General features: G+C 56.9%; 13 protein-coding genes. 5 read left to right on the forward strand and 8 right to left on the reverse strand.

Translation table 11 applies throughout. The features are described 5' to 3' along the window. Positions 1-74: 74 nt before the first annotated feature. Genes UR289_RS01440 through UR289_RS01450 form a run of 3 tightly spaced genes read right to left on the reverse strand, consistent with a single transcriptional unit; the run spans position 75 to position 1,880 of the window. Positions 75-722, reverse strand: a complete 648-nt coding sequence (locus tag UR289_RS01440) for an anti-sigma factor domain-containing protein (protein WP_320709350.1) — start codon at positions 720-722, stop codon at positions 75-77. Next, positions 719-1,273 carry an RNA polymerase sigma factor gene (locus UR289_RS01445; RefSeq protein ID WP_048979585.1) on the reverse strand — a complete coding sequence of 185 codons (555 nt, stop codon included), beginning with the start codon at positions 1,271-1,273 and terminating at the stop codon, positions 719-721. Before UR289_RS01445 ends, UR289_RS01440 begins: the two co-directional genes overlap by 4 nt. Before the next feature lie 43 nt (positions 1,274-1,316). Next, complete coding sequence (locus tag UR289_RS01450; RefSeq protein ID WP_023334833.1) at positions 1,317-1,880, reverse strand: fasciclin domain-containing protein; 564 nt, start codon at positions 1,878-1,880, stop codon at positions 1,317-1,319. 200 nt (positions 1,881-2,080) lie between these two features. Between UR289_RS01450 and UR289_RS01455 the strand changes: the two genes are divergently transcribed. Together UR289_RS01455 and UR289_RS01460 are read left to right on the forward strand one after the other, a co-directional pair. Further along, positions 2,081-3,610 carry a lipase/acyltransferase domain-containing protein gene (locus UR289_RS01455; protein ID WP_320709059.1) on the forward strand — a complete coding sequence of 510 codons (1,530 nt, stop codon included), beginning with the start codon at positions 2,081-2,083 and terminating at the stop codon, positions 3,608-3,610. After that, positions 3,607-4,734 carry a T6SS immunity protein Tli4 family protein gene (locus UR289_RS01460; protein WP_221702672.1) on the forward strand — a complete coding sequence of 376 codons (1,128 nt, stop codon included), beginning with the start codon at positions 3,607-3,609 and terminating at the stop codon, positions 4,732-4,734. Before UR289_RS01455 ends, UR289_RS01460 begins: the two co-directional genes overlap by 4 nt. 88 nt (positions 4,735-4,822) lie before the next feature. Here the strand turns inward: UR289_RS01460 and betA are convergent, their stop codons facing one another. The 3 genes from betA to betI are packed head-to-tail and all read right to left on the reverse strand — an operon-like array spanning position 4,823 to position 8,574. After that, a complete protein-coding gene (gene betA / locus UR289_RS01465; protein WP_320709060.1) occupies positions 4,823-6,487 on the reverse strand; it encodes a choline dehydrogenase in 1,665 nt (554 codons plus the stop codon). Positions 6,488-6,500: 13 nt separating this feature from the next. After that, positions 6,501-7,973 (reverse strand): betaine-aldehyde dehydrogenase, encoded by a 1,473-nt coding sequence (gene betB, locus UR289_RS01470; RefSeq protein WP_320709061.1) that lies wholly within the window; start codon positions 7,971-7,973, stop codon positions 6,501-6,503. Between the two features lie 13 nt (positions 7,974-7,986). Next, complete coding sequence (betI, locus tag UR289_RS01475) at positions 7,987-8,574, reverse strand: transcriptional regulator BetI (RefSeq protein ID WP_320709352.1); 588 nt, start codon at positions 8,572-8,574, stop codon at positions 7,987-7,989. 128 nt (positions 8,575-8,702) lie between these two features. Here betI and betT point away from each other — a divergent pair, with 128 nt between their 5' ends. The 3 genes from betT (at position 8,703) to nadS (ending at position 11,548) form a co-directional block, all read left to right on the forward strand. Further along, positions 8,703-10,736 (forward strand): choline BCCT transporter BetT, encoded by a 2,034-nt coding sequence (gene betT, locus UR289_RS01480; protein WP_029741651.1) that lies wholly within the window; start codon positions 8,703-8,705, stop codon positions 10,734-10,736. 137 nt (positions 10,737-10,873) lie between these two features. Then, positions 10,874-11,221, forward strand: a complete 348-nt coding sequence (locus tag UR289_RS01485) for a type II toxin-antitoxin system RelE/ParE family toxin (RefSeq protein WP_320709062.1) — start codon at positions 10,874-10,876, stop codon at positions 11,219-11,221. A 42-nt stretch (positions 11,222-11,263) separates the two neighbouring features. Beyond that, positions 11,264-11,548 carry a NadS family protein gene (gene nadS / locus UR289_RS01490; protein WP_033144885.1) on the forward strand — a complete coding sequence of 95 codons (285 nt, stop codon included), beginning with the start codon at positions 11,264-11,266 and terminating at the stop codon, positions 11,546-11,548. A 95-nt stretch (positions 11,549-11,643) separates the two neighbouring features. On the opposite strand, the gene entD is transcribed toward nadS, so the two are convergent. Together entD and UR289_RS01500 are read right to left on the reverse strand one after the other, a co-directional pair. Beyond that, on the reverse strand, positions 11,644-12,300 hold the full coding sequence (entD, locus tag UR289_RS01495) for an enterobactin synthase subunit EntD (protein WP_320709063.1): 657 nt from the start codon (positions 12,298-12,300) through the stop codon (positions 11,644-11,646). A gap of 81 nt (positions 12,301-12,381) precedes the next feature. After that, entirely contained in the window at positions 12,382-14,622 is a 2,241-nt protein-coding gene (locus tag UR289_RS01500) for a TonB-dependent siderophore receptor (RefSeq protein WP_320709064.1), read from the reverse strand. Positions 14,623-14,713 lie beyond the last annotated feature (91 nt).

Here is a 14,713-nt window from a genome sequence, read left to right on the forward strand (position 1 = left end):
TTCTTATATGTAACAATCATATGAACAGAATAAAATTTAGTGACCCCCGCGGCCCTGCGAACAAGGCCGGAGGATTAAATCTTGCCGCTGTACAGCACGGGGCCGGTGGGTTGACCGGTGGGTGATCCCCCTTTAGGTTCAAGGCTTATGGCTATCATCGCGTCAGGGGTAAGGGTGTTGTTCCTGAGGGCAACATCAGTCGGTATATCACTTTGCAGCAGCCCAAGGGATATCGGGGCCTTCCCGGCAGGAATAAGCCAAAGCTGCAGGCTGTTTCGCGCCGCAATAGCGTTCGGTCTGAGCGGGGTTATGCTCAGATACTGGCGGCGGCTGTCCGCACTGACGATCCATTGCCCGTGCTGTTGGGCATCGTTGAGCACCATCAGCGGTGCGAGTTCCGGCGTGCGGGTGGAGTACCAGGTCATGACGGTAACGGCGGCAAGGCCGGCCGCGACCATCCAGCCGAGATAATGCCGGCTTTGGCGCAAAGGCTTTTTCGGCGGCAGATCGAGGGCGATCCTCTTCCACACCGTCTCGGGTGGGTGAACGGGCGCGAGATGACTGTCGAGCGTGCTGAACATTTCCTGCCAGTACGCCACGCGGGCAGCCAGACCGGGCTCAGCGGCAAGCCTTTTCTGGAACTGAAGCCGCGCCCCTCCGCGCAGGGTGCCGAGGGCATATTCTGCAGCCAGCATGTCATCGCGTTTTTCGCTGTCATTCATAGGCCCACGCACTCCCGAAGATGATCCATCGCGCGGCGGATCCAGCTTTTTACCGAGCCCACGGGCTGCTGGAGCCAGTCGGCAATGTCGCTGTGGGACATGCCCTGATAGTAGGCGAGCGTAATGCTCTGGCGCTGTTCCTGACTCAGATGATCCAGACAATGCCTGAGCCGTGCTGCCTGCGCGTCGTCGTACCAGTTGTTTTGCTCATCGTTTTCGCTCAGCAGACTCTCTTCGGAATACGACTCCTCGCGGGCGGCAGCCCGGGTTTGCCCGCTGCGCAGCCAGTCAATGCAGCGGTTGCGAACAATATGCGTAAGCCAGGTCATCGGAGAGCTCAGGGCGGCGTTATAGGTGTCGGCTTTACTCCAGACGGTGACAAAACAGTCGTGAAGGATCTCTTCTGCCCAGGCGCGATGGCGCAGCATGCGCAGCGCGACGGCAAACAGGTGAGGCGATGTGAGTCGGTAAAGCTGTTCAAATGCGCGGCGATCGCCGTTTGCGACCGCCTGCATTAATTTCAACTGCTGTTCAGCCAACGCGTTATCCATGTTTTTCCCGGAAGGCAACGTCACACTTCCGAAGTATAGACAACTACTTAGGCATCAGGACGGTATCGATCACATCGATCACGCCATTTTTCTGATGGACGTCATAGGTGCTGATGTTCGCCACGTTGCCTTTACCATCCTTGAGCTGAATATTGTGCGGGCCGTTACTCATGATCCACAGCGGTTGACCGTTAACGGTTTTCAGCTCCGCGTGGCCGCCGCCCTGTTTAATTTTCTGCTCCAGCGCTTTCATATCGTAATTACCCGCAACCACGTGATAGGTCAGGATACTGGTGAGCAGCGCTTTATTTTCCGGCTTCACCAGATTGTCGACCGTACCCGCAGGCAATTTTGCAAACGCCGCATCGGTGGGCGCAAAAACGGTGAAGGGCCCTTTGCTCTGCAGCGTATCCACCAGCCCGGCCGCTTTGACCGCCGCCACCAGCGTGGTGTGATCTTTAGAGTTCACAGCGTTTTCAACAATGTTTTTGCTCGGGAACATTTCCGCTCCGCCCACCATCACGGAGCCTGACGTCATGGCTGCTGATGCGCCTGCACAGAAGAGTAAAGCGCTGGATACGAATGCAACACTGAGTAGCTTTTTCATCATTTATCCTCGGATTAGGGAGCAAAGGCGTTGCTCACATACTCACATACGAGGACAGGGGGGAAACTGGATGCAGGAGGATGAAAATATTTTGGGAAGGGAGTGGCAAAGTGAATTTGAAAGTTGATTTTGGTTAAGTTCTGTTCGCGGATTTTATGCGCTAATGCCCTTCTGGATCTACAATATCAGGAACTTAACTCATGGATGACTCTGAAAATCGTGCTTATCATCGGCCCATCTGGGACGACAATGGACGGTTTCATTATGAATTGACCTCCCAGCCAAAAGAAAATAATTACGTGGCGGTTTGCCTTATGCCGCCGCACAAAATCATTCCGGTTATTTTCATTCCAGGAGTGATGGGATCTAATTTAAAGAACAAAGAGAACAAAGTCTGGGAGTACAGCTTTGAATCACTAAAAAAATGGCCGTTGGCAGGCCCGGAGAAAAGAAAACAGCTTCTTGACCCAAAAACAACATTTGTTGATGACAGCGGGAATATCTTCAATGAGGGGGCTGACGGTAAAAAGTTCCCATCCCGGTGTGTGCGGGGCTGGGGGAGTGCATTTTACAAGAGCTACGGCGAGGCGCTTGACCGGTTACAGTACCTGCTCAGTGACGACGATATCCTGTTAGATAATTATTTCCGTGAAGCGCAATTACAAACGGCGCGGCAGCGTTTTACCGGTGTCAGGATCAGTGACGAACCTGCAGAGCAGGTGCTGACGGAAGAAGAAGCGGCGCACGGGCACCACTTTTTATACCCGCTTCACGTTTTTGGCTATAACTGGCTACAGTCGAATGCTGATTCGGCGGCGTTGCTTGGCCAATATATCAGCAAGGTTCTGGGGTTATATCACGGTCGTCTGGCGGTGGACAAAGTCATTCTGGTCACCCATTCGATGGGAGGCCTAGTTGCCCGACATTATTCAGAAAACATGAACGGTCAGAGCAAGATTCTGGGGATTGTCCACGGGGTGATGCCGGACCTTGGCTCGCCAGCAGCTTATCGACGGATGAAAATCGGCGAACGGGGAATTACCGGGATAATTATCGGGGACAGTGCCGAGAAGCTGATGCCGGTGTTGGCCCAGTCTCCCGGCCCGTTACAACTGCTGCCGGGCAAGGCTTACGGTCCTGGCTGGCTGAAAATCGAGAGCGGCGATACGCAACAGTCTCTACCAAAGAGCGATCCGTACACGGAAATATACCTGAACAAAACGGACTGGTGGCGGCTATGTGATAAGGATTTGCTGCTGGGGGATACGAATAGTGAGTGGCAAGATTTTGTTTACCGGATAAAGAATCCAGTTAAAGAATTCATTGAGAAACTGAATGGCAAATACCACCCGCAGACCTGGCTGTTTTATGGTGCGAGTGCAGACAATAAGTCTGATGCTTTTCTGACGTGGAAAGAACGGCCTGTTCTGCGGCCTGTGCCGGTGATGGGCTATCCAGAGCCATCGTCACCGACATATCGGTATGATGCAGGAACAACCTTTGAGTTGATTTCCGCAGGCACGCCCGGCGATGGCACGGTGCCAGTAAAGGCGATCCGGACCAGGTCCCCCAGAATTTTTGGGGTGCTGGCGACCAATGTTGACCATGAAGGGGCCTATGCCGTTGATCCTGTGGATCGCTCCCGTTCAGTTTACAGCGACCTGTCCGACGCCCTGATGTTCACGGTCCGCTCGGTGGTAAAAATCGTGCAGCAGGTGCCGGCACCATGAAAAAATTCCCGTTTCCCCTGCTTATTCCGCTGGCGATGCTGTTGCTGGCGGCAGGATTCTATATTCACAACTTTGTGACGTTTGTTCATACGCCACCAGAATTGACCGCTAAGGAAAAACGTATGGTTGATACCCTGTTTGCCTACACTAAAGCCCAGTGCGTGGGGCGCTATGTGTTTGAGGTTCCGACCTCTTTTGAAAACACCCGGACCGAAGATGCCAAAATCAATGAGATCAGCATCAGCAGCAAGCGACTTTATCGCCCGGCATTTGAACAACGTATCCGGCTACGAGAGCAGGAGTTGCTGAACGGGCATACAGTGAGGAAAGTGGATCAGCCTTTCTTAAAGCAGGTGTACCGGATCAATGAGAATGCGGTGATCTTTGACCGGAATAGAAATGGGAGTGAAGGAGGATATGGCCGCACTCTGGAAGGGCACCTGTATATAGATGGGGTAGCGTTTATCCTCAGTCAGGATATTATCGATTTATCAGATCCTAAATATCAACAAGATAAGGAGGATTTTATCAATGCTGGTGTCAGTCCTGGCCATATTAATAACAAACCTCAGAAACTAGCAGAGCTACAGGACTTAATGTCCCGTCTGAGCGGGCGAAAAAATGATGAAATCCCGACACAGCCGGGCACCTGTATTTCAGAAGGGTTTATCCGCGACGGGAACGGTAAACCAAAGGAAGACATCACCTTTATTTATCCGCACAGTTCGGTATTTTCTTTTATCGTCTGGAGCAATAATGCTCTGAAAGAAAGCACCACCATGCTGGAGCGAACCGGGGAAATTCAGTCTTATATCAACAGCATTAATGGACGCACATTACGTAAGGGGGAAGCGCAGATTGCCGGTTTCACGGGCAATGAATGGCTGATTACCGCCCCACCAAAAAGATCATCCGATAATCCCTCAGCGCAGCTCATGTTTACAGCCGTAGCGAATGAGACAAATGCAGACTTCATGCATCCCAGTCTTGATCTGACACTCAGCAACGAAATCCCACCCGAAGGAAGCGACACTGCTCCCCCATCAGCCTATAGCGAAGCTGAGCTTGTGGCGATCTGGGATCGCATTACCCGTTCATTTCGTCTCAGGGACAATGCGTTCTGACTGGTACAAATCCCCGGCGGCGACGTCCGGGGATTTTTGTCTATGAAACTGAGGTTTTAATCATCGTTTAAACGTAGGCGGGCGAAACTTAGCGTCTTACCGGCGCCCCGTTCGCCACGTAATACGCCGCCGTGCTCTTCGCCAGCGGCTCGCGCCCGCGGATGGCGTCGGCAATCTTCTCGCCAATCATGATGGTGGTGGCGTTCAGGTTGCCGGTGATGATCTGCGGCATGATCGACGCATCCACGACGCGCAGCCCTTCCAGCCCGTGAACGCGGCCTTCGCCGTCGACCACCGCCATCTCGTCGTAACCCATCTTGCAGGTGCCGCACGGGTGGAAGGCGGTTTCGGCGTGGTTACGCACGAATTCGTCCAGCTGCTCGTCGGTCTGGCATTCGATACCCGGGCTGATTTCGCGACCGCGATATTTGTCCAGCGCGGGCTGGTGCATGATCTCGCGGGTGATGCGGATTGCGTCGCGGAACTCCTGCCAGTCCTGCTCGTGTGACATATAGTTGAACAGGATCGCCGGATGCTGGTGCGGATCGCGCGACTTGATGCGCACGTGGCCGCGGCTCGGGGAGCGCATGGAGCCGACGTGGCACTGGAAGCCGTGCTCTTTAACCGCGTTCGAGCCGTTGTAGTTAATCGCTACCGGCAGGAAGTGGTACTGAATGTTCGGCCACTCGAACTCTTCGCGGCTGCGGATAAAACCGCCCGCTTCGAAGTGGTTGCTCGCGCCCACGCCGGTGCCGCCAAACAGCCACTCGGCGCCAATCTTCGGTTGGTTCCACCACTGCAGGGCAGGGTAGAGAGAGACGGGCTCTTTGCATTCGTACTGGAGGTACATCTCCAGGTGATCCTGCAGGTTTTCGCCCACGCCGGGCAGGTCGTGCACCAGCGGAATATCGAACTGCTTCAGCAGCTCCGCGTTGCCCACGCCGGAGCGCTGGAGGATCTGCGGGGAGGCAATCGCGCCTGCGCACAGCAGCACCTCTCTATTTGCCGTCGCTCTGGACGGGATGGTGCTTTCGCCCTCCAGCCACTCGACGCCCGCCGCGCGCTTGCCGTCAAAAATAATATGGTCGGTCATGGCGTGAGTGCGGATGGTCAGGTTCGGGCGCTTTTTGGCCTGGTCCAGATAGCCGCGCGCGGTGCTGGCGCGTCTGCCCTGCGGCGTGACCGTGCGGTCCATCGGGCCGAAGCCTTCCTGCTGATAGCCGTTGAGATCGTCGGTGCGCGGGTAGCCCGCCTGCACGCCCGCTTCCACCATCGCCTCAAACAGCGGGTTCACGCCCGGCTTAGAGGTGGTGACGCTCACCGGACCGTCGCCGCCGTGGTAGTCGTTCGGCCCCACGTCGCGCGTCTCCGCCTTGCGGTAGTAGGGCAGGCAGTTGAGGTAGCTCCAGTGCTCAAGGCCAGATTCTTTCGCCCAGTAGTCCAGATCCATGGCGTTACCGCGCACGTAGCACATACCGTTGATCAGCGACGAGCCGCCCAGCCCTTTGCCGCGTCCGCACTCCATGCGGCGGTTGTTCATGTACGGCTCTGGCTCGGTTTCATACGCCCAGTTGTAGCGCTTGCCCTGCAGCGGGAACGCCAGCGCGGCGGGCATCTGGGTGCGGAAGTCAAAGCGGTAGTCCGGCCCGCCCGCCTCAAGCAGCAGGACGGTGGTATTCGGATCTTCAGTCAGTCGCGTTGCCAGTACGTTGCCGGCAGAGCCGGCCCCGATAATGATGTAGTCAAATTGCAAATAAACCTCCCGGTTAAAATATGGACTGGAATTTACCCATCTCAACCTGGATGGACTTCACCTGGGTGTAGCTCTGCAGCGTCATCACGCCGTTCTCGCGGCCAATGCCGGAGTGTTTGTAGCCGCCGACCGGCATCTCTGCGGCGGATTCACCCCAGGTGTTGATCCAGCAGATGCCCGCTTCTAGCTGATGAATGGCGCCGTGCGCGCGGTTCAGGTCGGCAGTGACGATGCCCGCCGCGAGACCGTAGTCGGTATCGTTGGCGCGGCGAATGGCTTCTTCTTCGCTTTCATAGGTGAGGATGGACATCACCGGGCCGAAGATCTCTTCGCGTACGATGGTCATCTCATCGGTGCAGTCGGTGAACACGGTCGGGGCGACCCACGCGCCGTTGTCGAAGCCTTCGCCCTTCAGCGCGTCACCGCCGCACAGCACGCGCGCGCCTTCCTCTTTGCCTTTGGCGATGTAGCGCAGCACGCTGTCGCGGTGCGGGAAGCTGACCATCGGGCCAAAGTTGGTGCGTTCATCGAACAGATCGCCCGCGCGGATGCGGCCCACGCGCTCGACGATTTTCTGCTCAAACGCGGCCTTGAATTTCGCGGGTACGAACACGCGGGTGCCGTTGGTGCACACCTGGCCGGAGCTGAAGAAGTTCGCCATCATGGCGATGTCCGCCGCGAGATTGAGATCCGCGTCGTCGAAAATAATCAGCGGGGATTTGCCGCCCAGCTCCATCGTCACCTCTTTCAGGGAGGAGGCAGCCGAGTTGGCCATCACCTTTTTGCCGCTGGCGACGCCGCCGGTGAAGGAGACTTTGGCGATGCCCGGATGCTCGGTCAGGTACTGGCCGGTCTCCGCGCCCACGCCCGGCAGGACGTTAAACACGCCGTCCGGAACGCCCGCTTCGGTGTAGATTTCGGCAAGCTTCAGAGCGGTAAGCGGGGTGACCTCGCTCGGCTTGAAGATCATCGCGTTGCCCGCCGCCAGCGCCGGGGCCGATTTCCACAGGGCGATCTGGATCGGGTAGTTCCACGCCCCGATGCCCGCCACCACGCCCAGCGGCTCGCGGCGGGTGTAGACGAACGAGGTCTCACGCAGCGGGATCTGGCTGCCTTCCAGCGCCGGGATCAGCCCGGCGTAGTACTCCAGCACGTCCGCGCCGGTGACGATGTCGACGGTGGAGGTTTCAGAATACGCTTTACCGGTGTCGAGGGTTTCCAGCTTCGCCAGTTCGTCGTTGCGCTCGCGCAGAATATCGACGGCGCGACGCAGAACGCGCGAGCGCTCCATGGCGGTCATCGCCGCCCAGATTTTTTGCCCGCGTTTTGCGCTTTCCACGGCGCGGTCGACGTCTTCGCGCCCGGCGGCCTGTACGCTCGCCAGAACTTCACCGTTGGCCGGGTTGATGGTCTCGAAGGTGCGACCGCTGGTGGCGGAGGTATAACCACCATTGATATAAAGCTGCTGTTCTGCCATTCGGGACATAAATTCTCCTCGGTTATTCGGTCGGTAAATGCTGGCTGATAAAGTGGCTGGTGAGCGACTGCGCCAGGGTCTTATCCAGCGGCTTGCCGCTCAGCGCGGCGCGCAGCCACAGCCCGTCGATCAGGGCCGCCAGGCCGTAGCCCGCCTCTTCGGCCTGTTCGCGCGGCAGCTCACGGCGGAACTCGTACACCAGGTTTGACAACAAACGACGGCTGCTCACCTGCTGCAGACGGTAGAGCATCGGCTGGTGCATGCTGCTCGCCCAGAAGGCCAGCCAGGCCTTCATTGCCGCGCCGCTGGTCTGGGTTTCATCAAAATTGCCGCCGACAATGGCCTGCAGGCGTTGCTCCGCGCTGCCGTCCGGCAGGGTGCGTAAGCGGCTCAAAACCGCGTCGCGCAGCTGGCCGGTAATGTCGCGCATGGTCGCTTCCAGCAGACCGTTTTTGTCTTTGAAGTAGTGACTGATGATCCCCGTGGAAACGCCCGCCCGACGGGCGATCTGCGCGATCGTCGCGTCGTGCATTCCCACTTCATTTATTGCTTCCAGCGTGGCGTCGATAAGCTGCCTGCGCCGGATCGGCTGCATCCCCACTTTGGGCATTTTTGCCACTCCATTCATCAGCGTTGGTAATGCATTAAAGCGGTTTTTGATTGGACGTTCAATATAAAATGTGTCTTAATTGTTGCGGATTTGGATTTCAATAGTTACAAAAACAGTGGGGATACTGGATGACAGACCTTTCACAAGACAGAGAAAAAGACAAAATCAACCCGGTCGTTTTTTATACGTCCGCCGGGCTGATTTTGTTGTTTTCCCTGACGACCATCTTCTTTCGTGATTTTTCTGCCGAGTGGATTGGGCGCACCCTGAACTGGGTGTCGAAGACCTTCGGCTGGTACTATCTGCTGGCCGCGACGCTCTATATCGTCTTCGTGGTCTGCATTGCCTGCTCGCGCTTTGGTTCCGTGAAGCTCGGGCCTGAGCAGTCCAAGCCCGAATTCAGCCTGCTGAGCTGGGCCGCGATGCTGTTTGCCGCGGGCATCGGCATTGACCTGATGTTCTTCTCCGTGGCGGAACCGGTCACGCAGTATATGCAGCCGCCGGAAGGGGCGGGGCAGACGATGGAGGCCGCGCGCCAGGCGATGGTCTGGACGCTGTTCCACTACGGCCTGACGGGCTGGTCGATGTACGCCCTGATGGGCATGGCGCTCGGATACTTTAGCTATCGTTATAATTTGCCTCTCACCATCCGCTCCGCGCTGTACCCGATCTTCGGTAAAAAGATTAACGGGCCGATTGGCCACAGCGTCGATATCGCGGCGGTGATCGGCACCATCTTTGGTATTGCGACGACGCTCGGGATTGGCGTGGTGCAGCTCAACTACGGGCTGAGCGTGCTGTTTGATATCCCGGATTCGATGGCGGCCAAAGCGGCGCTGATAGCGCTGTCGGTGATTATCGCCACCATTTCGGTGACGTCGGGCGTGGATAAGGGCATCCGCGTGCTCTCCGAGCTGAACGTGGCGCTGGCGCTGGGGCTGATCCTGTTCGTGCTGTTTATGGGCGATACCTCGTTCCTGCTCAATGCCCTAGTGCTCAACGTGGGCGACTACGTAAACCGCTTTATGGGCATGACGCTGAACAGCTTCGCTTTCGACCGCCCGGTAGAGTGGATGAACAACTGGACGCTGTTCTTCTGGGCGTGGTGGGTGGCGTGGTCGCCGTTTGTCGGCCTGTTCCTGGCGCGTATTTCGCGTGGCCGCACCATCCGCCAGTTCGTGATGGGCACGCTGATAATCCCGTTCACCTTTACCCTGCTGTGGCTGTCGATTTTCGGCAACAGCGCGCTGCATGAGATCATCCACGGCAATGCCACCTTCGCGCAGGAAGCGATGGCGCACCCGGAGCGCGGCTTCTACAGCCTGCTGGCGCAGTACCCGGCGTTTACCTTTAGCGCCTCCGTGGCGACCATCACCGGCCTGCTGTTCTACGTCACCTCGGCGGATTCCGGCGCGCTGGTGCTGGGTAACTTCACCTCGAAGCTCAAAGATATCAACAGCGATGCGCCGAACTGGCTGCGCATCTTCTGGTCCGTCGCCATCGGCCTGCTGACGCTCGGCATGCTGATGACCAACGGCATTTCGGCGTTGCAGAACACCACGGTGATCATGGGCCTGCCGTTCAGCTTCGTCATCTTCTTCGTGATGGCCGGGCTGTATAAATCGCTCAAGGTGGAAGACTATCGCCGCGTCAGCGCCAGCCGCGACACCGCGCCGCGTCCGATGGGCGCGCAGGACCGGCTGAGCTGGAAAAAACGTCTCTCGCGCCTGATGAATTACCCGGGCACGCGCTACACCAAACAGATGATGGAGACGGTCTGCTTCCCGGCGATGGAAGAGGTCGCGCAGGAGCTGAAGCTGCGTGGAGCCTACGTGGAGCTGAAAAACCTGCCGCCGGAGGAGGGCGAGACCCTGGGGCACCTGGATCTGCTGGTGCACATGGGCGACGAGCAGAACTTTGTTTATCAGATCTGGCCGCAGCAGTATTCAGTACCCGGGTTTACCTACCGGGCGCGCAGCGGGAAATCGACCTACTACCGGCTGGAAACCTTCCTGCTGGAAGGGAGCCAGGGGAATGATTTGATGGACTACAGCAAGGAGCAGGTGATTACGGACATTCTGGACCAGTATGAACGGCACCTGAACTTTATCCATCTGCACAGGGAAGCGCCGGGGAATAGCGTGATGTTCCCGGATGTCTAAACGGATTCTTAAAAAACAACACACCTGTATATAAGTACAGTTATTCAGTGCGATATTACTCATGGAAGAGTCATATTGCAGCAAGAGTCTGATGCTGACGCATTGAGGCTTTTGCTGCATCAGGGAAGGAATCATGCATGAGCCACGCGATAGAATTTATCGAAACATCACTTTTTACCCGGCAATTCAAAAGCATTGCTACGGATGATGAATTAAGGGATCTCCAAAAGGAACTCATTGCCTGGCCTCATAAAGGCGATTTGATCCAGCATACAGGCGGGCTACGTAAAATAAGAATGGCTGTTGGCTCAAAGGGAAAAAGCGGCGGGGCCAGAGTCATCTACTTTCTGGCTACTGAAGAGGTGATTTTTTTCCTCATGGCCTATCCAAAAAGCATTAAGGACAGCCTGACCGATGTACAGAAAGCCGAACTCAAAAAACTCACGTCTGTTCTCATCAATAGTTCTTCCAGTTCCATCAATTAAAGGTGTACTATGTACTCCATTTCAGGCAAGAAGGGGCAGACAATGAGTATCTTTGATGAACTTAAGGCTTCGCTTGAAGAGGCTGCCGAGATCCAACGTGGTAAGAAAACGCCATCACGAGTCACTCGCTATGAGGTCGCGGACGTTCGGGCGATAAGAGAGCAGTTAAATGTCACTCAAAGCGAAATGGCGAAGGCTCTGGGTACAAGTGTTGATACGATTAAAAGCTGGGAGTCGAAACGGCGAAACCCAACGGGATTAGCGGCGAAAGTGCTAAATGTGATTAGAGATAATCCCGCGTTTTTCAGAGCACTTGCGGGGCAGTGAGCTGATATCTATCTGTACAATTTATGCCGGGTGGCGGCGATGCCTTACCTGGCCTACAACACCGCTTTACCGAAGACCTGATAAGCGTAGCGCCATCAGGCTTTTAGCAGCGTAAACACGCTCGTATCATTATTCTGCCAGATGAGGATGAAGCGTTTACCCTCAGGATAGCCTCCAGCCGGGTTCGAAAGCGCCAGCGTGATTGTTTTTTCCGTTAACTCTGTGACTCTCGCCCACTCAAACCCCATGTAAGTATTTGCCTTTGGAAAGAGCGCCTTAAACAAACTCTCTTTGGCGCTAAATGCCAGCGTCAGCGCCAGCGCAAAAGGGTAGCCCGAGTGCGTCAGGTACATCGCTTCCTGCGCATCAACGATGCCGTCCTGGATTTCGCGGGCTTCCCGGTCTGGAAGAATGGCTTCGCAATCAATACCTACGAGCGCATCTTGATGACGGACGACAACCGCCATCGCCTGCGTGCCGCTATGAGTAATGCTTCCCGAAACCCCTTCCGGCCAGAGCGGTTCGCCGCTGGGGCCGATGCCGGGGATCGCGCGTTCATTTATCGCACCGAGCGCATGCGCGGCGGCGATGCGGCCTGCCAGATGCTCGGCTTTGCGTTTGCGTCCGGCGTTTAAAAGCTCAGCGTAGTGGGGGAGCCAGAGAAGGTCGGCGTCGGTGAAGGTGGTGGGGTCGAAGGTGACGTTGTGGACGGTGTGGCCGGCAATAATGAACGTGGTGTGGGTTGTGTGCATGTTTTTCCCTTCAGAATTGTGCGGCCTGATGCCCTCACCCCGGCCCTCTCCCACGGGGAGAGGGGGGAGTTACTGCCTGAATCAGAAGCGCGTATTCACGCTCATGTACCAGGTACGACCCGGCTCATTATACGTATACGCTCCCGCACCGTACATATACGCACCGGTGGTGGCGTTGCCCGTGGTCTGGGCATTACCCGCGCGCCACTGGCGTTTGTCGAAGACGTTATCCACGCCGCCGGTCAGGCTGACGTTTTTGGTCATGTCCCAGGTCGCGCTCAGGCCAACGATGCTGTACGGACTGATTTCGTCTTTCTCAGACCCGGTCACCGGCTGACCTTTGTAGTTGTACTTCTTCGGCTGCTGCTTGCCGTACCAGGTAAAGGTCGACTGGAGCGACACGTCCTGATGAACCTGCCAGCTCAGGGTCGAGTTCAGCGTGTACTCCGGAATGATCGACAGACGGTCACCGGTCTCCTTGTTCTTGCTCTGCAGCATCCAGGTGATGTTGTTGGTCCAGTTGATTGTGTCGCTGACCGGCACGTTCAGGGAGCCTTCCAGCCCTTCGACGACCGCTTTCGGAACGTTTTCCCACTGGTAGATATCCGTCTGCACTTTACCGGAAGAGGTGTGACCGATCGGCGCGTAGCCCGCTTCAATCTTGTCACGATAGTCGTTGCGGAACCAGGTCACGCCCGCCAGCCAGCCGTCGCGTTTCCACTCCAGACCAATCTCTTTGTTGATGCTGGTTTCCGCTTTCAGATCGTCGTTGCCCATCATGTAGCAGCCCACGCCGTCCGAGCTGGCGTAGCAGCCCTGGCCTTTGCTGTAGAGCAGGTAGTTCGGGTTGGTCTGGTACAGGCTCGGCGCTTTATAGGCGCGCGCGATCCCCATCTTCAGCGTGAAGTCATCGCCCAGACCTTGCGACAGGTTCAGGGACGGGCTCCAGTTGTTGCCGACGATGGTGTGGTGATCGAAGCGCAGGGCAGGGGTCAGCATGGTGCTGTCGGTCAGCTCCATGTTGTTTTCGGCGAACAGGGAGAAAATCTCCGCCGAGGTGTACGGGCTGCGGTCGTTGCTCATGCCCGGAACGGTGCCGCCCTGCAGGGTTTGCGTAAAGGAGGTGGAGTCCTTCATGCGCTGCTGGTTCCACTCGGTGCCCAACGTTAGGTTCTGGTTGACGAGGAAATCAATCGGCAGGTTGATTTCGCTGTGCAGCATCACGTCGGCCAGGTCGGTGTCGGTGAATTTATTGCTGCTGAACAAGCCTTCCGTCCCGCCCGCCAGACCTTCGCCCAGGCGGGAGTTGCGGGTGTGTTCGTACTGCGCCCAGCTGCTGGTGGTGATGCCGTTATCCCAGCCGCCGTTCCAGGTCACCGCGAAGTTCTGGCGGTAGATACGGTTAGTCTCTTTGCCGTAATTCTTCTTCACCAGCGCGCTGTCGTTGTTGGTGTTCTGCGTGTCGCCCGCGTAGAGGTTGTTCTGGCGGCTGTAGCCCGCTTCGAACTCCAGGGACTGCATGGGCGCGAAGTCCCAGCGCACCACGCCGTTGATGTCTTTGTTTTCCACGCCCTCGCGGCCAGCCGGCAGGGTGTTGGCGTAGGCACCGGTACGATCGGACTGATGACCCTGGTTGATGTCCCACGCGTCGGCCTGGGTTTTATCGAGGTTACCGAACATGCGGAAGCTGAAGTCGCCGCCCAGGGGGCCGCTCAGGCTGAAGTTGGTGCGCCTGGTGGAACCTTCGTCCTTATGTTCTGGCGCGTTCAGGTAGGTGTTCCAGGAGCCGTGCCACTGGTCGTCGAATTTTTTGGTGATGATGTTTACCACGCCGCCTGCCGCGCCGTTGCCGTAGCGCGCGGCTGCCGGACCGCGGATCACTTCGATACGCTCGATCATCTCCGGCGGCACCCAGCCAGTATCGCCGCGGGTGTCACGCTCGCCGCGCCAGCCCAGACGAATAGAGTTGCGGCTGGTGACCGGCTTGCCGTCGATCAGGATCAGGGTGTTTTCCGGGCCCATGCCGCGAATGTCAATCTGACGGTTGTTTCCGCGCTGGCCGCTGGTGGAGTTCCCGGTGAGGTTAACGCCCGGCATGGTGCGGATGATTTCCGCCACGTCGCGCGCGGGCGGGTTTTTGCGGATCTCGTCGGCGGTGATGGTCGACACGCCCGGCGCCTGTAAATTCTGCTCGGCGGCGGTGATCACCATCGTATCTTCGTGCTGCGCAGAGGCGGTGTTGTCGTCTGCCATGGCGGGCAGCGCGACACCATAAATCCCTAAATTGACCAGCAAGGCCAGAGAGTGAATCTTCTTATTCATTGTACGTCCCGCTTTTATGGTTATTTAATGAGCGCGCTTCCCACAGCGCGGGCATTACGCTATTGCAAATGCAAATAGTTATCAATAATAT

This window comes from Enterobacter sp. 302C9 (assembly GCF_034106085.1).
Lineage (GTDB): Bacteria > Pseudomonadota > Gammaproteobacteria > Enterobacterales > Enterobacteriaceae > Enterobacter > Enterobacter asburiae_B.